This is a genomic window from Yoonia sp. 67-2 (genome assembly GCF_035117555.1).
Lineage (GTDB): Bacteria > Pseudomonadota > Alphaproteobacteria > Rhodobacterales > Rhodobacteraceae > Yoonia.
Genome location: NZ_JAYKPK010000006.1, coordinates 103645 through 122563, shown reverse-complemented (window position 1 = coordinate 122563; position 18919 = coordinate 103645). Strand labels below are relative to the sequence as shown.

The following is an 18919-nucleotide window of genomic DNA, read 5'->3' as shown; positions in this document are numbered from 1 at the left end:
CAAGCCGATGTTTGGGATGCAAAAGAAGTTGAAGTTCGAAGAAGAGTTGCGAAAGTCACTCCCTGAAGGCTTCGAATTGCCAAACGAGGTTTGGACTCTCATTCAATGGTTGGAAGACAAGAAACAGGTTTTCCAATATCGGAATACCAACTCGTTGTTCATGCCAACCATGCCAGTAGAAAGCATAGACCATATTTGGTCACACTTGGCCTTTGTCATTGAGCCTGAATTGGTTCGCCGTTGGTTCGGAAAAAGTGGGCTAGAAGATTTCCTTGTGCCTTTGGTCAAATGCGGAGCGGATGGCAGCCACTTTGCTGTTTGGAGGAACGCCGAAGATGCCACGTTCGTGTTCTTGGGTTCCGAAGGCGAAGCTTTCAAGGTAACAAATAGCGCCTCTGAATTCATAGTTCTCATCACCATGGGTTATTTCAGTTTGGAGAATCGGCATGCGCTGGCGTCTACGCCTTCCAACAACTATGCAGAGTATTTCGACGGCAGATGGCCTGATCCTGTTGATGTCAAGCAGCATGTTCAATCGACGCTCGGCGTCACATATCCTGCTTCAGCCGGCAATCTCATCTCCGGCAATGGAGATGATCAGTTTGTGAAATGGGTTGAGCAAGTGCTGAAACATCCCTAGCTCACTGTGGTCGTTGGTGCGACCGCAGCAAAGGTCCGCTTCGTCCCGCAAAGCTGCCCTCCGCAACTTCTAAGCTATCCACTGGCCGCCCACAGCAGACTATGCACCCCCCAACAAAAAACCCCCGTTGCTTGCGCAATCGGGGGTCAATCGTTTCAACAATCGGGGATGCTTTACAGCATGCCTTCGCGTTGCAGCTTTTTCCGGGCCAGCTTGCGCTGACGGCGGATTGCTTCGGCCTTTTCACGGGCTTTGCGGATCGACGGCTTTTCGAAATGTTGCTTGAGCTTCATTTCACGAAATACGCCTTCACGCTGAAGTTTTTTCTTCAGAGCACGCAACGCCTGATCGACGTTGTTATCACGAACACTTACCTGCATGTGGTTTTCACCACCTCTCTAAGTTGGATTTGCAAAATTGCAGGAGTTGGCCAGATAGCAAAGATGGGCTAGTTTGTCCAGTATCGACAGGACAGGAGCCCAGATCATGTCACCAACCCTCATCGACCCCGTCAAACAGCAATTGCTGGATGCCATCGTGCCGCATGTGGCCTTTGACGGTTGGGCGCCTGTCGCCTTCGACGCGGCGATTGCAGATGCGGGCGTGGACCCGGCACTGGCGCGCACGATCTGTCCGCGCGGCGCGATTGATCTGGCGATTGCCTTTCACGAACAAGGTGATGCGGCGATGGTAGCGGCGTTGGAGGGTGCAGACCTGACCGGCATGCGGTTTCGCGACAAGGTCGCCCATGCGATCCGCCTGCGCATTGACGCGGTGCCGGATAAAGAGGCGGTGCGCCGTGGCACGGCCCTGTTCGCGCTGCCGCACATGGCGGCGGATGGCACGCGGCTGATCTGGGGCACGGCGGATGCGATCTGGACAGCGCTGGGTGACACGTCGGATGATGTGAACTGGTACACCAAGCGGCTGACGCTGTCGGGGGTCTATGCTGCGGTCGTGCTCTATTGGCTGGGCGACGATTCGCTGGGCGGGCAGGCGACGGATGCCTTTATCGACCGGCGGATTGACGACGTGATGCAGGTGGAAAAGGTGAAGGCGCGGGTCCGCGACAATGCCTTGCTGAAGCCGCTGACGGGCGTTGTGGATCGGCTGATGTCGGGGATCAAGGCACCCCGGCGCGAGATTGATCCTGACCTGCCAGGCGTCTGGCGTGACCCGACATGATGCAGGCGGTCGAGATTACGCAGCCGGGTGGGCCAGAGGTTTTGGCGCTGACTCAGCGACCGATGCCGAAACCAGCGCATGATCAGGTGGTGATCAAAGTCGCCTATGCCGGGGTCAACCGGCCTGACGCCTTGCAGCGCGCGGGGTTGTATAACCCGCCAGCGGGGGCAAGCGATTTGCCGGGGCTTGATTGCGCGGGCGAGGTTGTGGCGATGGGCGCAGGTGTCACCGACTGGCAGATCGGCGATCAGGTCTGCGCCCTGCTGCCCGGTGGTGGCTATGCTGAATATGTTGCGACCCCTGCCGCGCATTGTTTGCCTGTGCCGAATGGTCTGACATTGGCGCAGGCGGCCTGTCTGCCAGAGACGTTTTTCACGGTCTGGTCCAATGTCTTCATGCGTGGTGGGCTACAGGCGGGGGAGAGGTTCCTCGTCCATGGCGGATCATCGGGGATCGGGACAACGGCCATCCAGCTTGCCCATGCTTTTGGTGCGCGGGTCTTTGCCACAGCAGGGTCGGATGATAAATGCACCGCCTGCGTGGAGCTGGGGGCAGAGGCTGCGTTCAATTACCGCGATACCGATTACGTGGCGCAGATGAAGGATCGCGGCGGTGCCGATCTGATCCTCGATATGGTCGGTGGGTCCTATATCCAGCGTAATATCAACGCTTTGGCCGATGATGGCAGGCTGGTGCAGATCGCCTTTCTGCAAGGGCCAAAGGTGGAATTGAACCTTGTGCAGATGATGACGCGACGGTTGACGCTGACCGGATCAACCCTGCGCCCCCAGTCGGATCTGGCCAAGGCGCGGATTGCGAAAGATTTGCGGGCGAAGGTCTGGCCGTTGATCGCGGCAGGCAAGGTAACGCCAGTGATGGACCAGGAATTTGCGCTGCGCGATGCCGCAGCGGCGCATGCGCGGATGGAAAGCTCGGCGCATATCGGGAAGATTGTGCTGAAGGTTTAATTATTGCCGTGGCGGATAGGCTTTGTAGACGCTCAGTTTCCAGCCGAACAGCAAACTGCCCGCGCGCAAAGCAAAGGTAACGCCTGCACAGATGATCAAGGCCAGCGGCACAGGCAGACCCAGCGCCTGTGCCAGCAGGGCGGACACCCCGCCCGCCAGCGCGCAGGTGACATAAAGCTCACCTTGTTTCAGGACCAGCGGCACTTCGTTGCAGACCACGTCGCGCATCAGCCCGCCGAAACAGCCGGTCGTGATGCCCATGATCACGACGATGGCATAAGGCTGGTTGAGCGCAAGTGCCACGGCGACACCCGCAGGGACTGCGAAGGCCAGCGCGCAGGCATCAAGCCAGAGAATCGTGCGATAGCGGCTTTCCAGCAGATGGGCTGTCCAGAAAACCAAGATCGCGGCAGCGGCGGCAACGCCGATATAGGTCGGATTGGCGACCCAGAACACAGTGTCACGGTTCAGGATCACATCGCGGATCGTGCCGCCGCCAACCGCCGTCAGGCTGGCGATAAACACAAAGCCCACGATATCCAGCTGCGCGCGGCTTGCCACCAACGCGCCGGTCAGGGCAAAAACAAAGACCGCCGCGTAATCAAGGACCATCAGCAAAGTCATCGCTTGAACGGGGCCATGCCGGCGCGGGCGAGTTCATCGGCGCGTTCGTTTTCGACATGACCCGCGTGGCCCTTGACCCATTCCCAGCGAACCTTGTGCTGTGCGACGGCGGTATCCAGACGCCGCCAGAGGTCTTCGTTCTTGACGGGCTTATTCGCGGCGGTCTTCCAGCCGCGTTTCTTCCAGCCGTGAATCCAGCTAGTGATCCCGTCTTTGACATAGGCGCTGTCGGTGAAAATCGTGATCTCGGTTGCGCGGCCCAAAGTTTCCAAGGCTGATATCGCGGCGAGTAGTTCCATGCGGTTATTCGTGGTCTGCGCCTCGCCGCCCTTAAGCTCGCGTTCCTTGACAACGGCATCACCGTCCCGTGCGATCAGCAGCGCGCCCCAGCCGCCGGGGCCGGGATTGCCCGAACAGGCCCCATCGGTATAAGCGTAAACATCAGCCATCACAGCACCAGCGGCAGGAAAGACAGCACGACCAGCGCTGTCAGCAGGCCGCGCAGATGCATCCACCATTTGGGTGCCAGACCCATCTGCCAGAAATGCCAGTCCAGCAGCAGTAAGCCGACAAAGCCCGCAATCAGGTTGATCGCCGCCCCGGTCGGCCCGCCGCCGGTCATGAAAAACGCCCAGAGAGCGGGGATCACTGACAGGATATAGCCTGACGTCGCGGCGCGTCCGCTCGCCTTGGTCGCGAATCCCCAAAGCACGCCGGACATGAATGACAGGATGACAGCCCCATAGAAAAGCTGCACATAGGGTCCGATAAAGCGCGGCCCGACAGTGGCCGCACCCCATTGCCCCAGATCAGGTCGCAGCACGGTCAAAGCACCCCAGAAAAATGGGATCAGCCCGGCGAGGCCCAGCAGAAGCGCGGAAGCTGGAATGCGGTTCATGTTCCGGCCACCTCTGTGACAAGGGCCGCGATGCGTCTGAGACGTGTTGTTTCAGACTTTGCACTGTCCACTTTGTATATCATGCCCCGCCTTCTTCCTGCTGTCATAGCCTCCCATTTGCCGGACAATCCGGCAGCGGCCAAAGCAACCTCGAGATCATCGGGTGTCTCTACCGCATCTGACGGGGCGGGCCTCAGGCGAACCTCGAAGATTTCGCCGGGTTCAAGGCCGGTACGGTCCATCAGGCTGCGCCCGGCATAAAGAAATGCGCCGTCCACTGGCGGTGCGCGTGTGATGGCAAGGTTCACCGGGTGGTCGCCAAACTCACCTTCGACCCGTCTTGCGCCTTGGGCGAGGAGCGCCTCCTCTACCTCTCGCGGCAGGCGCAGGATCGTATAGGTTTTGTCGCCCCAAACCAAAGGTTCTATCTGCCCGTCAAAGGTGACCCAGTCTGTCATGCCGGTTCCCGCAACACGCGCGGCACTTTGAATTCAACGTTTTCTATTGCGGTCTCCACCATCTCGACCGTCACGTCATAGCGGTCGCGGAACGCGTCGATCACTTCGTCGATCAGCACTTCGGGGGCCGATGCCCCTGCGGTGATCCCCATCGATGTGATCCCGTCCAAGGCGCGCCAGTCGATATCTGCCGCCCGCTGCACCAGTTGAGAATAGGCGCAGCCTGCGCGCGCGCCGACTTCAACCAGCCGTCTGGAGTTGGATGAATTGGGCGCGCCGACCACCAGCATCGCGTCGCATTTCGGGGCCATCGCCTTGACCGCCTCTTGCCGGTTGGTAGTGGCGTAGCAGATGTCTTCTTTATGCGGGCCGATGATCGCGGGGAAACGGGCGTGCAGGGCGGCGACGATATCGGCGGTGTCATCGACGGACAAAGTCGTCTGGGTGACAAAGGCAAGGCGCGCGGGATCGCGCACGATGACATGGGCGACATCATCGACGGTTTCGACCAGCAGCACGTCACCTTCGGGCAATTGCCCCATCGTGCCGATGGTTTCGGGGTGACCAGCATGGCCGATCATGATCATCTGTAGGCCGTTGTCGGCATGGCGCTGTGCTTCGATATGGACCTTACTGACAAGCGGGCAGGTGGCATCGACATAGATCATCTCGCGCTTTGCCGCTGCTGCAGGTACGGCTTTGGGCACGCCATGCGCGGAAAAGATGACGGGACGGTCGTCGGGGCATTCGTCCAACTCCTCGACAAAGACAGCACCCTGATCGCGCAGCGCATCGACCACGAATTTATTATGCACGATCTCGTGCCGGACATAGACCGGCGCGCCCCATTTCTGGATCGCCATTTCCACGATCTTGATCGCGCGGTCGACACCGGCGCAAAAGCCGCGCGGCGCGGCAAGATAAAGGGTAAGTGGCGGCTTGGTCATCGCATTCTCCTGCATAGGGCAGAGGTAAAGCCTGACAGCGCGCGGGTCCAGCCCCTGATCAATGCTTTGGCGCGGTCAGACGCCAGAACCGGACGGGCAACACCAAAGCGACGACGCCGATCCCGATGCCGTAGCCTGCCCAGACACCCAGCGGCCCGAAGCCAGCCCAAAACCCCAATGCGGCGGCCAATGGCAAGGCGAACAGCCAATAGCAGGCCAAGGTGAACCGCGTTGGCCAGACGAAATCCATCATCCCACGCAAAGCGCCAAGGCCGGTGGATTGCACCCCGTCGATCACCTGAATCATGGCGACGATGATGAACATCGCAGTGGCCAGTGCGATCACCTCTGCATCGTCCGAGAGCAAGCTGGCCAGCCAGCCACCCGACAGGATCAGCGCGATGGTGACAGTGACCATCCAGAAGGTCACCACACCAATGGCCGCCACAGCGATTGGGCGCAGGCGGGCTGGGTTTGCCGCACCGCTGGCCTGTCCGATCCTGATCGCGACAGCGGCAGCAAGGCCAAGCGGCAGCATGTAAAGCACACCACCCACGGCTTGGACGATCTGGTTCGCGGCTAGCGCCGTGGCGCCAAAGATCCCCAGCATGATGCCGACCAAAGCATAGGCCGCACCTTCGCCGGTATAGCCGATGGCCAGCGGGACACCGCCCAAAGCCAGCCGCTTGCGCAGCATTTTATTCCCGGCAGGCCGCAGCAGACCTTTGCGCCAAAGCCAGATGAAAGCGACCAGCAGGGCCAGTGTTTCTGACGCGACACTGGCCAGACCCGCGCCCAGCAGGCCGAGGCCGGGCCAATCGCCGATGCCCCAGATGAACAGATAGTTCATCGGCACGTTGACCACGACACCGACAAAGGCAAAGCCAGCGGCGGTCCAAGGCCGGTCCATGGCGTTCAGCACTTGCGAAATCACCATCAATACGGCCAGCGGCACCAGCAGCATGGCCATCGCCAGCCAATAGGGCGTCAGGATCGCCAGCACATCGGCAGGCTGGTTCAACAGCGGCAGGGCGACGAGGCCCAGCAGCATCAGACCGGCACAGGTCAGCCCGGCGATGATCGCCAGCCGCAGCCCGGCCCAAAGCGCCTCTGCCACGCCTTTTGTATCGCCCGCGCCGTGGCGCTGGGCCGCTTCGATTCCGATGGCGGAGACAAACCCATAGATCGCGGAATAGAAGATGATCAGCGTCGCTGTCGTCAGTGAGGCTGCCGCCAGCGGCAAAGTGCCCAAAGGTGCGATCATCACCGTATCCACGACACCGATCAAGGTCGACGCCCCAAGCCCTGCCACAATCGGGAAGGCGAGTTTCAACAAGGGCGCGACTTCGGCGCGGATCGTCGGGGTGGGGTGGGTTGTCGTAGACATATTGCACTCGGGGTTCAGGAAACATACATTGTGTATGTGAGCGATCTAGTAACATACAAAGTGCATGTCAATGACAGAACCCAACGCCCGTCGTAGTCGTGAGCAGATGCGTGCCGATACCATTGCGCGACTGGTCAGCGCCGCGCGCCGTGCGTTTGCAGCAGATGGCTATGCCGGATCTGCAATGGAGGCGATCTGCGCCGATGCCGGGGTGACGCGGGGTGCGCTTTATCATCATTTTGGCGGGAAAGAGGGGCTGTTAGAGGCGGTTGTGCTGCAGATCGACGCAGAAATCGCAGAGCGGCTGGAGGTTGAACATCAGCGTCATGCCGACCCTTGGGACGCGTTTCGCGCCTGCAATCTGCTGTGGTTGGAGCAAGCGCGCGACCCAGAAATCCAGCGGGTGTTCCTGCGTGATGCCGCGTCGGTTCTCGGGCAGCGGATGCGCGAGCTTGATCAGCAAACCTCGATCGTGAGCATTCGCGATTCGCTGGCGGCGTTGATGCAGGCAGGGCGGATCAGGCAGGCCGATCCAGAGGCGCTGGCGCAGCTGATCAACGGCGCATTGGTGGATGCGGCGCTGTGGGTCGCGGCATCATCAGATCAGCATGCAGCATTGGAGCGCGCACTGAAGGCGACGGATATGTTGCTGGACGGGCTGGAACACCGTGGTTCAACCCGGCCCTAGATATCAGTCATCAAGCGGGCTCTGGTCGGGCATATCCGGCCGCGGTTCACGGGTGGGTCTGCCAATCACGTCGCGTAACTCATCCAGTTCGATGAAATTATCGGCTTGCCGACGCAGCTCGTCAGCAATCATCGGCGGCTGGCTGCGGATCGTGGAGACAACTGATACGCGCACACCTTTGCGTTGCAAGGCTTCGATCAACGGGCGGAAATCGCCGTCGCCAGAGAAGATTACGGCGTGGTCCAGATAGGGTGCCAGTTCCATCGCATCGACGGCCAGTTCGATGTCCATATTGCCCTTGACCTTGCGCCGGCCCATGCTGTCGGTGAATTCCTTGGCCGGTTTGGTGACCATGGAATAGCCGTTGTAATGCAGCCAGTCGACCAGCGGACGGATCGGCGAATATTCATCGTTTTCCAGCAGGGCGGTATAGTAGAACGCGCGTACAAGCTTGCCACGGCGCATGAATTCCTGCCGTAACAATTTGTAATCAATATCAAATCCTAATGAGCGTGCTGCTGCGTAAAGATTTGAACCATCAATGAACAGCGCCAGACGCTCATCCCGATAAAACATAAAAGACCTTTCGACGATATAGTCTTGACCGCCGTTGCGGAGTGAGTGGAGTGTCGGTCAAGTAGCGCCGACCAATAAAGCGTTATCAGCACGAGACAAGGGGTTCGATGCGTTATGTTAGGCCAGATGGCGCTTATTTCACTGGGAAGCAACAAAAAGTCGGCAATCGGTGATGCTGCGGCAACAATCGTTTACGGTCTTCGGGAATTGTTGCCTTTGGTACGGGGTGAGATGCGAATCAGTTCCTTTTATGCAACACCCGCTTTCCCATTGGGTGCGGGCCCCGATTTCGTGAATGCGGCGGTTGCGTTCGACACCGATCTGACTGCGGCAGAGATTCTGGCGGCCTTGCACCGGATCGAGGCTGCTGCGGATCGCACCCGCGACATCCGGTGGGGGCAGCGCACGTTGGATCTTGATCTGGTCGCTTTGGGCGATCAAGTGCTACCCGATGCCGATGTGCAGTTGCACTGGCGCGATCTGCCGCCGGTTGCGCAGGCCCGCCTTGCCCCGGATCAATTGATCCTGCCGCATCCGCGTGTGCAGGACCGCAGCTTTGTGCTGGTGCCGCTGGCTGATGTAGCGCCGGATTGGCTGCATCCTCTATTGGGGTTGAGTGTGGCGCAGATGCTGAACAATTTGTCGGCAGAGGATCGGGCGAGTGTCGTGCCGCTGCCGCGTCCAGCTGACATCCCTTAGTCGCCACGCCACCCGTTGCCAGCAGGCCCTTGTCAATCCCTGATGAACGCTCTAGGGATGCAGCTTCCAAAGCTTCCTGTCTGGAGATCTGTCATGGCCCGCGTTACCGTCGAAGATTGCGTCGATAAAGTTCCCAACCGGTTTGAACTGGTGATGCTCGCTGCGCATCGCGCCCGTGAAATCACCGCCGGGTCGCCGATCACCGTGCCGCGTGACAATGACAAGAACCCTGTCGTTTCCCTGCGTGAAATCGCCGAAGAAACCCAGTTGGCCGATGACCTGCGTGAACGCATGATCGAAGCGAACCAGACCCAGATCGAAGTCGATGAACCCGAAGAGGACAGCATGTCCCTTCTGATGGGTGGCGAGGCTGATCGCCCGGTCGAAGACGATATGTCCGAAGAAAAACTGCTGCGTGCGCTGATGGAAGCGCAGGGGCAGCGATAGGGCCGCCTGACCGGCCTGATATATATGGGCGCGGAACCAGATGACGAATGCTGATAGTCTGATCTCTCTGGTCCGCGCTTATAACCCCAAGACAAACCAAGCCTTGCTGCGCGATGCCTTTGCCTTTGGCGCCGACATGCACGAAGGCCAGTTCCGCCATTCGGGCGAACCCTATTTCACCCATCCTGTCGCCGTTGCTCATATCCTTGCCTTGCAGCAGATGGATGATGCGACGCTGGTCACTGCTTTGTTGCATGACACGATCGAAGACACCAAAGCCTCGTTTTCGATGGTCGAGACCCGATTCGGGCGCGAGATTGCGGAGCTGGTCGATGGCGTGACCAAGCTGACCAATCTGCAACTGACCTCGACCCAGACCAAACAGGCCGAGAATTTCCGCAAATTGTTCATGGCGACCAGCCGTGATCTGCGCGTGACTTTGGTAAAGCTCGCTGACCGTCTGCACAATATGCGCACGATCAAATCCATGCGGCCTGAAAAGCAGGCCCAGAAAGCCCGCGAAACGATGGAGATTTTTGCCCCCCTTGCCGGTCGCATGGGGATGCAATGGATGCGCGAGGAATTGGAGGATCTGTCCTTCCGCGTCCTGAACCCCGAGGCGCGCAATTCCATCATCCGCCGCTTCATCACGCTTCAGCGTGAAACCGGCGATGTGGTGCAAAAGATCACCGCCGATATGCGGGTCGAGCTGGAAAAGGCAAATATTCTTGCCGATGTCGTCGGCCGCGCCAAGAAACCCTATTCGATCTGGCGCAAGATGCAGGAAAAGGATCAGGGCTTTAGCCGCTTGTCCGATATCTATGGGTTCCGCGTGATCGTCGCGACCGAAGGCGATTGTTACCGTGTGCTGGGCACGATTCATCAGCGTTGGCGCGCGGTGCCGGGGCGGTTCAAGGATTATATCAGCCAGCCGAAATCCAACGGCTATCGGTCTATTCATACCACCGTGTCGGGGCGTGACGGCAAAAGGGTCGAGGTGCAGATCCGCACCCGCGAAATGCATGAAGTCGCCGAAACCGGTGTCGCGGCGCATTGGTCCTATAAGAACGGTGAACGGGTCGAGAACCGCTTTGCTGTCGACCCGGTGCGCTGGATCGCTTCGCTGACGGACCGGCTGGACGATGACCAGAACCACGAGGAATTCCTCGAAGCCGTCAAGCTTGAGATGTATCAGGATCAAGTGTTCTGCTTCACGCCGAAGGGCGAGGTGATCAAGCTGCCGCGCGGGGCGACGCCGATTGATTTCGCCTACGCGATCCATACGCGCATCGGTTCGGCCTGTGTCGGGGCCAAGGTCGACGGGTTGCGCGTGCCGTTGTGGACAAGGCTGAAGAACGGCCAATCGGTGGAGATCATCACAGCCGAAGGCCAGACACCGCAGGCGACATGGATTGATATTGCCGTCACCGGTCGGGCCAAGACCGCGATCCGCCGGTCCTTGCGTGAAGAAGACCGGGGGCGTTACGTCAGGCTGGGCCGTGAACTGGCGCGGGTGGCGTTTGAAAACGTGCGCAAACGGTCCACCGAAAAGGCGTTGCGCACGGCGGCCAAGGCTTTGGCAATCGACGGTGTCGATGAATTGCTGGCGCGGCTCGGCAGTGCGGAATTGACCGGCAGCGAAGTTGTCCGCGCGATCTATCCTGAACTGGCCCATACCAAGGGTGACGAGGTGGATCAGGGCCGCGCTGTTGTCGGCCTTGCCCCCGATCAGGTGCATAAACGCGGCGCTTGCTGTCAGCCGGTGCCGGGCGAACGTATTCTGGGCATCAGTTTCCGTGGCCAGGGCGTGACGGTTCATGCCATCGATTGCGCCGCTTTGGCCGATTACGAAGAACAGCCGGAACGCTGGATCGACCTGCAATGGCAGGACGGCACCCATGCTGCTGTCAACACTGTGACCTTTGACGCGACGATTGCGAATGATACCGGCGTGCTGGGACGTATTTGCACATTGATTGGCGAGCAGAACGCCAATATCTCTGACCTGAAGTTCATTGACCGCAAACCGGATTATTTCCGCCTGCTGATTGACGTCGATCTGCGCGATGCCGAACATATGCACCGCGTGATGACTGCGTTGGAGGCCGAAAGCAACGTGTCGTCCATCGTGCGGCACCGCGATCCGGGTCTGGCGGGAACAATGCGCGGCTGAAGGGCCAGAGAGGTAAGAGTTAGTGGTGTTCAAGCGCAGGGACAGGCGGCCGATCTGGAAGATCGTGCTGGATTTCCTCTACCCGCGCGGTGGCTGGGGGCGGGCGTTCGGCTATGTCAAACACCGCCTGCGGCGGTTGCCGGATACGCCAGAAAAAATCTCGCGCGGGATTGCGGCGGGCGTGTTCACCGCTTTCACGCCGTTCTATGGGCTGCATTTCGTGATTGCCGTGCTGCTGGCGCGGGTGATGCGGGGCAATATGCTCGCCGCTCTTTTGGGTACGTTCTTTGGCAATCCGCTGACCTATGTGCCGATTGGCATTGCCGCATTGGGCAGTGGCTATTGGATCATGGGGCGACCATTCAACGCAGCATTGTTCGGCCTTGGCCGCAATGTCAGCGACGATTATTGCACGATTGTCTGCCAGTTTCAGAATGCTTTTTACGATATCGGCCATAACTTTATAGCTGCATTCACACCTGAACGCGCTGACTGGACCGGATTGATTGCATTTTACCACGAGGTCTTCGTGCCCTATCTGATCGGTGGGCTTGCCCCGGGGATCGTCTGTGCAGCGATCTGTTACTACCTCTTTGTGCCGATCGTTGCCGCTTATCAAAAACGGCGGCGCAAGCTGTTGCAGGCCAAGCTGGATAAGTTGAAAGTGAAACCTGATGCAATGAATGGCGTCGGAAAGGGAAAATGATGGCAAAGAACAGGCTCCGTCTGGGTGTGAACATCGACCATGTCGCGACCATCCGCAACGCGCGTGGTGGCGCGGTTCCTGATCCTGTGCGCGCGGCGCTCTTGGCGGCCGAGGCCGGGGCCGATGGCATCACCGCCCATCTGCGCGAGGATCGTCGCCATATCATCGACAGCGATATCGACCGGTTGATGGCGGCTTTGACCGTGCCTTTGAATTTCGAGATGGCCGCGACGCCGGACATGCAGGCGATTGCGTTGCGCCATAAACCACATGCGGTCTGTCTTGTGCCGGAAAAACGTGAAGAACGCACCACCGAGGGCGGCCTTGATGTCGCAGGAAATGACAACGCCCTTGCTGCCTATATCGCCCCCTTGCGCGACGCCGGGTCCCGCGTGTCGCTCTTCATCGCGGCGGATGAGGCGCAGATCCGCGCCGCGCACCGGATCGGCGCGCCGGTGATAGAGCTGCATTCCGGCGCCTATGCCGATGCCTGGGCCGAAGGGGACTGGGCCACGCGCGACGAAGAACTGCGCAAGATCACCGCAATGACCGACTTTGCTACGGATCTGGGGTTGGAGGTCCATGTCGGCCACGGGCTGACCTATGAATGTGTGGCACCGATTGCCGCGCTACCGCAGGTCGCGGAACTGAACATCGGTCATTTCCTGATCGGGGAATCGGTGTTCTTGGGCCTCGGCCCCGCGATTGCCGAAATGCGCCGCCTGATGGATGAAGCGCGCGGATGATCCTTGGCATCGGCACTGATCTGGCGAATATCGAACGGATCGCGGGGACTTTGGACCGTTTCGGCGACCGGTTCCGCAACCGTGTCTTTACCCCTGTTGAGCAGGCCAAGGCCGAAGCGCGGCACGACACGCCCGGCACCTATGCCAAACGCTGGGCCGCGAAAGAGGCTTGTTCCAAGGCACTCGGCACCGGGTTGCGCATGGGGATTGCGTGGAAAGATATGGCGGTATCGAACCTGCACACCGGACAGCCGGTGATGGCCGTGACGGGTTGGGCGAAAGACCGGCTCGATCAGATGACGCCACCGGGGCATGAGGCCATTATCCATGTCACGCTGACCGATGATCACCCTTGGGCACAAGCCTTTGTGGTGATCGAGGCGCGGCCCATCGCTTGACACCACACCGCCGCGCGATCATGTAGCGTCAAACCCATAAAGGAACGGAAAATGGCCGAAAAGACAGGCTTTGTCAGCAGCGTGAAAGAAACGATCAAGACGATCTTTTGGGCGCTGATCATTGCGGGTGTGTTCCGAACGCTGTTTTTCCAGCCATTCTGGATTCCCTCCGGGTCGATGAAGGACACTTTGCTGATCGGCGATTTCCTTTTCGTGAATAAGATGGCCTATGGATATTCCTATGCCTCCTGCCCGTCGATCCGGGTGCCTGCGGTGGGGCTGGATATTGGTGCTGATGACTTCTGCGGCTTTGCCGAAGACAGCGATACCCGCCTGTTCGGCTCTGATCCGGTGCGTGGCGATATCGTTGTGTTCCGCCATCCGGTCACGGGGCAGGATTACATCAAACGCCTGATCGGCGAGCCGGGCGACCGGGTGCAGATGATCGACGGCGTGTTGCAGATCAATGGGACGGCAGTCGGGTTGGAAGACGGCGGCACCTTTACCGAGGTCATGGAACCGCAGGGCCCGATGGGTGGCCGCCCGATGTGCGCCAACGGACCGGTCGGCATGGGCGCTGATTGCGACAAGATCCGCCAGATTGAAACGCTGCCCGGTGGTACGACCCATTCCATCCTCGATGTCGGCCCACGTTCCAGCGACAATACTGGTGTCTATACCGTGCCAGAGGGCCAGTTTTTCTTCATGGGCGACAACCGTGACAATTCCGTTGACAGCCGCGTGCCGCAAACCTTGGGCGGTGTCGGCTTTGTTGAGCGCAAACATATCGTCGGGCGCGCTGACCGCGTGCTGTTCTCCTCTGCTGGTCGGTCGATGCTGGCCTTCTGGACATGGCGCAGCGACCGTTTCTTTAAGGCATTAGAGTGAAATTATCCGCTGATCTGATGGCGTTCTCAATGCGCCTTGGCCATGATTTTGCACGGCCCGATCTGTTGGTGCGCGCGGTGACCCATTCTTCCATGGTCAGCCCGCATCGCGATGATAACCAGCGGCTGGAATTTCTTGGTGACCGGGTGCTGGGTCTGGTCATGGCCGAGGCTTTGTTGAAAGCTGATCCCTCTGCGCCCGAAGGTTTGCTGGCACCCCGCTACAATGCCCTCGTGCGTCGCGAAACCTGCGCCGATGTCGCCCGACAGATTGATCTGGGTTCGGTGATCAAACTGGGCCGGTCCGAGATGAAATCAGGTGGCCGCCGCAAAGAGGCTCTGCTTGCCGATGCGATGGAGGCGGTGATTGCCGCCGTCTATCAGGATGGTGGCTTTGACGCCGCGCGGCAGGTGATCCTGACCCTTTGGGGTGCGCGGATCACGGATGTGGCCGATGACGCCCGCGACGCCAAAACCGCGCTGCAGGAATGGGCGCAGGCCCGCGGTGAGGAACCGCCGAGCTATACAGAGGTCGCGCGCACTGGACCTGACCACCAGCCCGCGTTTACGATTGCGGTCAAACTGGCATCCGGCCAGACCGAGACAGCGACCGCAGGGTCAAAACGGCAGGCGGAACAAGCTGCTGCCGCCGCCCTTTTGAAGAAAGTTGACCCATGAGTGACGCACCGACCAAAGCAGGCTTTGTCGCCCTGATCGGGGAACCGAATGCCGGCAAATCGACGCTGCTGAACCGGATGGTGGGGGCCAAGGTGTCTATCGTCACCCATAAGGTGCAGACCACGCGCGCGCGCATTCGTGGTGTCGCGATGGACGGGCAGGCGCAGCTGATCTTTATCGACACGCCCGGTCTGTTCAAACCCCGTCGGAGGCTGGATCGTGCAATGGTCGCCGCTGCTTGGGGCGGTGCCGCAGATGCCGATGTCGTCGTGCTGATGATCGAGGCCCATCGCGGGATGAGCGAAGGGGTCAAGGCGATCCTTGCCAATCTCGCGGACCGGACCGGCAAGACCAAAGTGGCGCTGGCGATCAACAAGATCGACAAGGTGAAATCCGAAGGTTTGCTGGCCCTGACTCGCGATATGAATGAGGCATTTCCTTTTGCCGAAACCTTCATGATCTCTGCTGAACGTGGCCACGGCTGCGATGCGCTTCGCGCCTGGCTGGTTGAACAGGTGCCGGAAGGCCCGTGGCTTTATCCCGAGGACCAGATCGCCGATCTGCCGATGCGGATGATCGCGGCAGAGATGACCCGTGAAAAGCTGACTTTGCGGTTGCATCAGGAATTGCCTTATGAATTGACGGTCGAGACTGAAAATTGGGAAGAACGTCCAGATGGATCAGCCAAGATTGACCAGTTGATCTATGTCGCGCGTGACGGCCACAAAGGCATCGTGTTGGGCAAGGGCGGCGAGACGATCAAAGCTGTCAGTCAGGCGGCCCGTGCCGAGATCACCGAATTTCTGGGCCGCCCGGTGCATCTGTTCTTGCAGGTCAAGGTGCGGCCCAACTGGTTGGAAGAAAAAGAGCGCTATTCCGAAATGGGGCTGGATTTCAAAGACGGCAATACATGAGATTGACCGCCGACATCTGGGTGTCGGCCTATCTGACCCGGTTGCGGCTCGCCGCGATCCCGGCTTTTGTTGTAGAGCGCGGCGATGCCACCTCCGGCGCGGTGATGGTGAAGCTGAACACGCTGGACGGGCAGGCTTGTTGTTACCAGCGCAGTTTTGATCTGATGAGTGGGGATCGCGTCTGGGTCGTGCTGGCCGAAGGCGCGGAGGCGGATGTCGATCAATCGATCCAATGCCAATGCGGCTTTGATCCTGACCTTTGGGTGATCGAGGTTGAAGACAGGCTGGGGCGGCATCTTTTGGATGACGATGGGTTGAAATGACTTTGATGCCTCCGGCGGGAGTATTTTTGGAAATAAGAAGCCAGGGTCCAAAATGATCACCTGGCGCGATGAGGCGGCTTTGCTTTCGGTGCGCGCCTTTGGTGAAACCTCGGCGATTATCGAAGTGTTCAGCCCGGATCATGGCCGTCACGCCGGTGTTGTGCGCGGCGGTGTCAGTCGCAAAATCGCGCCTGTGTTGCAGCCCGGCGCGCAGGTCACAGTGACCTGGTCGGCCCGGCTGGATGATCATCTGGGGACGTTTACCGTCGAGCCTGTCCGGTCACGATCAGCCGCAGCGATGGGGGACCGGTTGTCGCTGGCGGGGCTGAATGCGGTCTGCGCATTGTTGGTGATGGTCCTGCCAGAGCGCGAGGCGCATCTGCCGCTTTATCAGCGCACTATCGCCCTGCTCGACCTGCTGGGGCAGCCGGATGTCTGGCCATTGGCCTATCTGCGCTGGGAACAGGCTTTGCTGGAGGAGATGGGGTTCGGGATGGACCTGTCCGCCTGTGCGGCAAGCGGGGTGAATGAGGATCTGGCATTCGTTTCGCCCAAATCCGGTCGCGCGGTCAGCCGTGATGCGGCGGGGATATGGGCGGACCGGTTATTGCCTTTGCCGGCGGTGCTGGCCGGCAAAGGTGAAGCTTCGGGGGCAGAGATTGCCAAGGCGCTTGGGACGACCGGGTTCTTCATCGAAAACCGGCTGATCAAAGGGTTGGGGGATCGCCCGATGCCAGCCGCTCGCGCGCGGCTGATTGATGCGATCCTGCGGATGGATGCCAATTAACCGAGCACCCGCCGCGCGATGACCTGGGCCTGAATTTCGGCGGCACCTTCAAAGATATTGAGGATGCGGGCATCGCAGAGAATCCGGCTGATCTTGTATTCCAGGGCGAAGCCGTTGCCGCCGTGGATTTGCAGCGCATTATCGGCGCAGGCCCAGGCGACACGCGCGCCCAGCAGTTTGGCCATCCCGGCCTCAAGATCGCAGCGCCGGTCGTGGTCTTTTTCATGGGCGCTGAAATAGGTCAGTTGCCGGGCCACGGTGATTTCTACCGCCATCATGGCCAGTTTGCCTGCCACACGCGGGAAATTGATCAGCGCGGCACCGAATTGCTTGCGGTCCTGCGCATATTGCATCCCCACATCGAGCGCCGATTGCGCGACACCCACGGCGCGGGCGGCGGTCTGGATCCGGGCGGATTCGAAGGTCTGCATCAATTGTTTGAAACCTTTGCCGGTTTCGCCGCCAAGCAAATTGTCGCCTTTGACCACGAAACAGTCAAAAGCCAGTTCATATTCCTTCATGCCGCGATAGCCGAGCACTTCGATCTCGCCGCCGGTCATGCCGGGCGTGGGAAAGGGGTCTTCTTCCGTGCCGGGTGTCTTTTCGGCCAGAAACATCGACAGACCGCTGTAATCGGTGGTGGAAGGATCAGTCCGGGCGAGCAAAGTCATCACATGGGTGCGGGTCGCATGGGTGATCCATGTCTTGTTGCCGGTCACTTCCCAATCATCGCCCTTTTTCACGGCGCGGGTACGTAAGCTGCCCAGGTCGGACCCGGTATTAGGTTCGGTGAAGACAGCGGTGGGCAAGATTTCGGCAGAGGCCAGGCCGGGCAGCCAGTGCTGCTTTTGCTCTTCCGTGCCGCCGCAGAGGATCAGTTCGGCGGCGATTTCCGTACGTGTCGCCAGTGACCCCACGCCGATATAGCCGCGCGACAATTCCTCTGACACGACGCACATGGAGGCTTTTGACAGGCCAAAACCGCCATATTCCTCTGGGATGGTCAGGCCGAAAACGCCCATTTCGGCCATTTCATCAATGATCGCCAGCGGGATCAATTCATCCTTGAGATGCCAGTCATGCGCATGAGGTTCGACCTTTTCCAAGGAAAAGCGCCGGAATTGTTCGCGGATCATTTCCAATTCGTCATCAAGGCCCGAGGCGCCGACCGTCAGATTGGCGGATTGATCCTGCATCAATGCGACGAGGCGCATCCGTGCGTCCTGCGTATTGCCCTGTGCGGCCAATGTTTTCACCGCAGGCACATCCATGCTGAGCAGGTCGTCCTGCGACAGGCCGATATCCTGAGGGCGGATGATCTCGCCTTGGCTCATCGGGATGCCGCCGATGATCTGGGACAGATATTCGCCAAAGGCGATCTGGTGAATCAATTGTTCGACCTCGCCGAATTTGCCTTCCGCCTGCAAACGTTCAGCCCAGCGTTGCATCTGGGTCAGGGATTGGGCGTAGGTGGCAAGCCAAGCAAGGCCATGGGCAGCAGTTTGGTATTTGTCGATCAGCTTGGCGCTGACGCGGCCATCCTGTGTGACTTTGGCGCGTACGGCGTCTTTGGCCAGCGTGAGGATTTGGTCAACGGCGGGCACAGCCGTGCCTGTCAGCGCCAGCAGATCCGCAAGCACCGGGCTTTGCGTCATGTGAATGTCCTGTCCGTCATGGGGCATGGCGTCTCTCCAATCGATGTGCAGGTGCAGAGATAAACACTTCGCAGTCGCAGCGCAATATTAATTCACAAAACGTAGATCCAGTGAATGAAAGTGTCGCATGCAATT

The 18919-nt window shown here is 59.5% G+C and carries 24 protein-coding genes; 15 read left to right on the top strand and 9 right to left on the bottom strand.

What is annotated here, in order from left to right; genetic code table 11:
- The first annotated feature begins 7 nt into the window (after window positions 1-7).
- A complete protein-coding gene (locus VOY09_RS11575) occupies window positions 8-640 on the top strand; it encodes a hypothetical protein (RefSeq protein WP_322894967.1) in 633 nt (210 codons plus the stop codon).
- A 173-nt stretch (window positions 641-813) separates the two neighbouring features.
- On the opposite strand, the gene rpsU is transcribed toward VOY09_RS11575, so the two are convergent.
- Window positions 814-1020: a 30S ribosomal protein S21 gene (gene rpsU / locus VOY09_RS11570; protein WP_007206547.1), complete on the bottom strand. Its 207-nt coding sequence runs from the start codon at window positions 1018-1020 to the stop codon at window positions 814-816.
- A gap of 106 nt (window positions 1021-1126) precedes the next feature.
- Between rpsU and VOY09_RS11565 the strand changes: the two genes are divergently transcribed.
- Both VOY09_RS11565 and VOY09_RS11560 read left to right on the top strand, forming a co-directional pair.
- Complete coding sequence (locus tag VOY09_RS11565) at window positions 1127-1825, top strand: COQ9 family protein (protein WP_322894966.1); 699 nt, start codon at window positions 1127-1129, stop codon at window positions 1823-1825.
- The gene (locus tag VOY09_RS11560) at window positions 1822-2793 is read left to right on the top strand and encodes an NAD(P)H-quinone oxidoreductase (protein ID WP_322894965.1); all 972 of its coding nucleotides are present in this window, start codon (window positions 1822-1824) and stop codon (window positions 2791-2793) included. Before VOY09_RS11565 ends, VOY09_RS11560 begins: the two co-directional genes overlap by 4 nt.
- Here VOY09_RS11560 and VOY09_RS11555 read toward each other — a convergent pair whose 3' ends face one another.
- Genes VOY09_RS11555 through VOY09_RS11530 form a run of 6 tightly spaced genes read right to left on the bottom strand, consistent with a single transcriptional unit; the run spans window position 2794 to window position 7107 of the window.
- Window positions 2794-3417 carry a trimeric intracellular cation channel family protein gene (locus tag VOY09_RS11555; protein ID WP_322894964.1) on the bottom strand — a complete coding sequence of 208 codons (624 nt, stop codon included), beginning with the start codon at window positions 3415-3417 and terminating at the stop codon, window positions 2794-2796.
- Window positions 3414-3866 (bottom strand): ribonuclease HI, encoded by a 453-nt coding sequence (gene rnhA, locus VOY09_RS11550; protein ID WP_322894963.1) that lies wholly within the window; start codon window positions 3864-3866, stop codon window positions 3414-3416. The genes VOY09_RS11555 and rnhA overlap by 4 nt, the downstream gene beginning before the upstream one ends.
- The gene (locus tag VOY09_RS11545) at window positions 3866-4315 is read right to left on the bottom strand and encodes a DUF3429 domain-containing protein (RefSeq protein ID WP_322894962.1); all 450 of its coding nucleotides are present in this window, start codon (window positions 4313-4315) and stop codon (window positions 3866-3868) included. Before VOY09_RS11545 ends, rnhA begins: the two co-directional genes overlap by 1 nt.
- Window positions 4312-4773 carry a YdeI/OmpD-associated family protein gene (locus VOY09_RS11540; protein ID WP_322894961.1) on the bottom strand — a complete coding sequence of 154 codons (462 nt, stop codon included), beginning with the start codon at window positions 4771-4773 and terminating at the stop codon, window positions 4312-4314. The genes VOY09_RS11545 and VOY09_RS11540 overlap by 4 nt, the downstream gene beginning before the upstream one ends.
- Entirely contained in the window at window positions 4770-5720 is a 951-nt protein-coding gene (gene ispH, locus VOY09_RS11535) for a 4-hydroxy-3-methylbut-2-enyl diphosphate reductase (protein ID WP_322894960.1), read from the bottom strand. The genes VOY09_RS11540 and ispH overlap by 4 nt, the downstream gene beginning before the upstream one ends.
- 58 nt (window positions 5721-5778) lie before the next feature.
- Window positions 5779-7107, bottom strand: coding sequence for an MATE family efflux transporter (locus VOY09_RS11530; RefSeq protein ID WP_322894959.1), 1329 nt, complete (start codon window positions 7105-7107; stop codon window positions 5779-5781).
- Between the two features lie 70 nt (window positions 7108-7177).
- Between VOY09_RS11530 and VOY09_RS11525 the strand changes: the two genes are divergently transcribed.
- Window positions 7178-7795 (top strand): helix-turn-helix domain-containing protein, encoded by a 618-nt coding sequence (locus VOY09_RS11525; RefSeq protein WP_322894958.1) that lies wholly within the window; start codon window positions 7178-7180, stop codon window positions 7793-7795.
- 3 nt (window positions 7796-7798) lie between these two features.
- On the opposite strand, the gene VOY09_RS11520 is transcribed toward VOY09_RS11525, so the two are convergent.
- Window positions 7799-8371, bottom strand: a complete 573-nt coding sequence (locus tag VOY09_RS11520; protein WP_322894957.1) for an NYN domain-containing protein — start codon at window positions 8369-8371, stop codon at window positions 7799-7801.
- Window positions 8372-8485: 114 nt separating this feature from the next.
- Between VOY09_RS11520 and folK the strand changes: the two genes are divergently transcribed.
- From folK to recO, 11 genes are all read left to right on the top strand, one after another.
- Window positions 8486-9070 (top strand): 2-amino-4-hydroxy-6-hydroxymethyldihydropteridine diphosphokinase, encoded by a 585-nt coding sequence (gene folK, locus VOY09_RS11515; protein WP_322894956.1) that lies wholly within the window; start codon window positions 8486-8488, stop codon window positions 9068-9070.
- Between the two features lie 93 nt (window positions 9071-9163).
- A complete protein-coding gene (gene rpoZ / locus VOY09_RS11510; RefSeq protein ID WP_322894955.1) occupies window positions 9164-9517 on the top strand; it encodes a DNA-directed RNA polymerase subunit omega in 354 nt (117 codons plus the stop codon).
- A gap of 40 nt (window positions 9518-9557) precedes the next feature.
- Entirely contained in the window at window positions 9558-11690 is a 2133-nt protein-coding gene (locus tag VOY09_RS11505) for a bifunctional (p)ppGpp synthetase/guanosine-3',5'-bis(diphosphate) 3'-pyrophosphohydrolase (protein WP_322894954.1), read from the top strand.
- Between the two features lie 22 nt (window positions 11691-11712).
- Entirely contained in the window at window positions 11713-12396 is a 684-nt protein-coding gene (locus tag VOY09_RS11500; RefSeq protein ID WP_322894953.1) for a DUF2062 domain-containing protein, read from the top strand.
- Window positions 12396-13142: a pyridoxine 5'-phosphate synthase gene (locus VOY09_RS11495; RefSeq protein WP_322894952.1), complete on the top strand. Its 747-nt coding sequence runs from the start codon at window positions 12396-12398 to the stop codon at window positions 13140-13142. Before VOY09_RS11500 ends, VOY09_RS11495 begins: the two co-directional genes overlap by 1 nt.
- Window positions 13139-13540, top strand: a complete 402-nt coding sequence (acpS, locus tag VOY09_RS11490; protein WP_322894951.1) for a holo-ACP synthase — start codon at window positions 13139-13141, stop codon at window positions 13538-13540. Before VOY09_RS11495 ends, acpS begins: the two co-directional genes overlap by 4 nt.
- A gap of 51 nt (window positions 13541-13591) precedes the next feature.
- Complete coding sequence (gene lepB / locus VOY09_RS11485) at window positions 13592-14428, top strand: signal peptidase I (RefSeq protein ID WP_322894950.1); 837 nt, start codon at window positions 13592-13594, stop codon at window positions 14426-14428.
- Complete coding sequence (gene rnc, locus VOY09_RS11480) at window positions 14425-15105, top strand: ribonuclease III (RefSeq protein WP_322894949.1); 681 nt, start codon at window positions 14425-14427, stop codon at window positions 15103-15105. Before lepB ends, rnc begins: the two co-directional genes overlap by 4 nt.
- Window positions 15102-16019 (top strand): GTPase Era, encoded by a 918-nt coding sequence (gene era, locus VOY09_RS11475; RefSeq protein WP_322894948.1) that lies wholly within the window; start codon window positions 15102-15104, stop codon window positions 16017-16019. The genes rnc and era overlap by 4 nt, the downstream gene beginning before the upstream one ends.
- Window positions 16016-16342 carry a DUF1491 family protein gene (locus VOY09_RS11470; RefSeq protein ID WP_322894947.1) on the top strand — a complete coding sequence of 109 codons (327 nt, stop codon included), beginning with the start codon at window positions 16016-16018 and terminating at the stop codon, window positions 16340-16342. The genes era and VOY09_RS11470 overlap by 4 nt, the downstream gene beginning before the upstream one ends.
- A gap of 52 nt (window positions 16343-16394) precedes the next feature.
- The gene (gene recO, locus VOY09_RS11465; RefSeq protein ID WP_322894946.1) at window positions 16395-17129 is read left to right on the top strand and encodes a DNA repair protein RecO; all 735 of its coding nucleotides are present in this window, start codon (window positions 16395-16397) and stop codon (window positions 17127-17129) included.
- Here recO and VOY09_RS11460 read toward each other — a convergent pair.
- Window positions 17126-18811 carry an acyl-CoA dehydrogenase family protein gene (locus VOY09_RS11460; RefSeq protein WP_322894945.1) on the bottom strand — a complete coding sequence of 562 codons (1686 nt, stop codon included), beginning with the start codon at window positions 18809-18811 and terminating at the stop codon, window positions 17126-17128. The genes recO and VOY09_RS11460 overlap by 4 nt on opposite strands.
- Window positions 18812-18919: the final 108 nt, after the last annotated feature.

Excerpts from the sequence above, each read along its gene's own strand:
- VOY09_RS11545 (WP_322894962.1), bottom strand. The coding sequence starts at position 4,315 with ATGAACCGCATTCCAGCTTCCGCGCTTCTGCTGGGCCTCGCCGGGCTG.
- rpsU (WP_007206547.1), bottom strand. The coding sequence starts at position 1,020 with ATGCAGGTAAGTGTTCGTGATAACAACGTCGATCAGGCGTTGCGTGCT.
- ispH (WP_322894960.1), bottom strand. The coding sequence starts at position 5,720 with ATGACCAAGCCGCCACTTACCCTTTATCTTGCCGCGCCGCGCGGCTTT.
- VOY09_RS11495 (WP_322894952.1), top strand. The coding sequence starts at position 12,396 with ATGGCAAAGAACAGGCTCCGTCTGGGTGTGAACATCGACCATGTCGCG.
- folK (WP_322894956.1), top strand. The coding sequence starts at position 8,486 with ATGTTAGGCCAGATGGCGCTTATTTCACTGGGAAGCAACAAAAAGTCG.
- rpoZ (WP_322894955.1), top strand. The coding sequence starts at position 9,164 with ATGGCCCGCGTTACCGTCGAAGATTGCGTCGATAAAGTTCCCAACCGG.
- VOY09_RS11530 (WP_322894959.1), bottom strand. The coding sequence starts at position 7,107 with ATGTCTACGACAACCCACCCCACCCCGACGATCCGCGCCGAAGTCGCG.
- era (WP_322894948.1), top strand. The coding sequence starts at position 15,102 with ATGAGTGACGCACCGACCAAAGCAGGCTTTGTCGCCCTGATCGGGGAA.
- VOY09_RS11460 (WP_322894945.1), bottom strand. The coding sequence starts at position 18,811 with ATGCCCCATGACGGACAGGACATTCACATGACGCAAAGCCCGGTGCTT.
- VOY09_RS11575 (WP_322894967.1), top strand. The coding sequence starts at position 8 with ATGTTTGGGATGCAAAAGAAGTTGAAGTTCGAAGAAGAGTTGCGAAAG.
- rnhA (WP_322894963.1), bottom strand. The coding sequence starts at position 3,866 with ATGGCTGATGTTTACGCTTATACCGATGGGGCCTGTTCGGGCAATCCC.
- VOY09_RS11560 (WP_322894965.1), top strand. The coding sequence starts at position 1,822 with ATGATGCAGGCGGTCGAGATTACGCAGCCGGGTGGGCCAGAGGTTTTG.
- VOY09_RS11540 (WP_322894961.1), bottom strand. The coding sequence starts at position 4,773 with ATGACAGACTGGGTCACCTTTGACGGGCAGATAGAACCTTTGGTTTGG.
- VOY09_RS11505 (WP_322894954.1), top strand. The coding sequence starts at position 9,558 with ATGACGAATGCTGATAGTCTGATCTCTCTGGTCCGCGCTTATAACCCC.
- VOY09_RS11525 (WP_322894958.1), top strand. The coding sequence starts at position 7,178 with ATGACAGAACCCAACGCCCGTCGTAGTCGTGAGCAGATGCGTGCCGAT.
- VOY09_RS11470 (WP_322894947.1), top strand. The coding sequence starts at position 16,016 with ATGAGATTGACCGCCGACATCTGGGTGTCGGCCTATCTGACCCGGTTG.
- VOY09_RS11555 (WP_322894964.1), bottom strand. The coding sequence starts at position 3,417 with ATGACTTTGCTGATGGTCCTTGATTACGCGGCGGTCTTTGTTTTTGCC.
- recO (WP_322894946.1), top strand. The coding sequence starts at position 16,395 with ATGATCACCTGGCGCGATGAGGCGGCTTTGCTTTCGGTGCGCGCCTTT.
- VOY09_RS11565 (WP_322894966.1), top strand. The coding sequence starts at position 1,127 with ATGTCACCAACCCTCATCGACCCCGTCAAACAGCAATTGCTGGATGCC.
- VOY09_RS11520 (WP_322894957.1), bottom strand. The coding sequence starts at position 8,371 with ATGTTTTATCGGGATGAGCGTCTGGCGCTGTTCATTGATGGTTCAAAT.
- lepB (WP_322894950.1), top strand. The coding sequence starts at position 13,592 with ATGGCCGAAAAGACAGGCTTTGTCAGCAGCGTGAAAGAAACGATCAAG.
- acpS (WP_322894951.1), top strand. The coding sequence starts at position 13,139 with ATGATCCTTGGCATCGGCACTGATCTGGCGAATATCGAACGGATCGCG.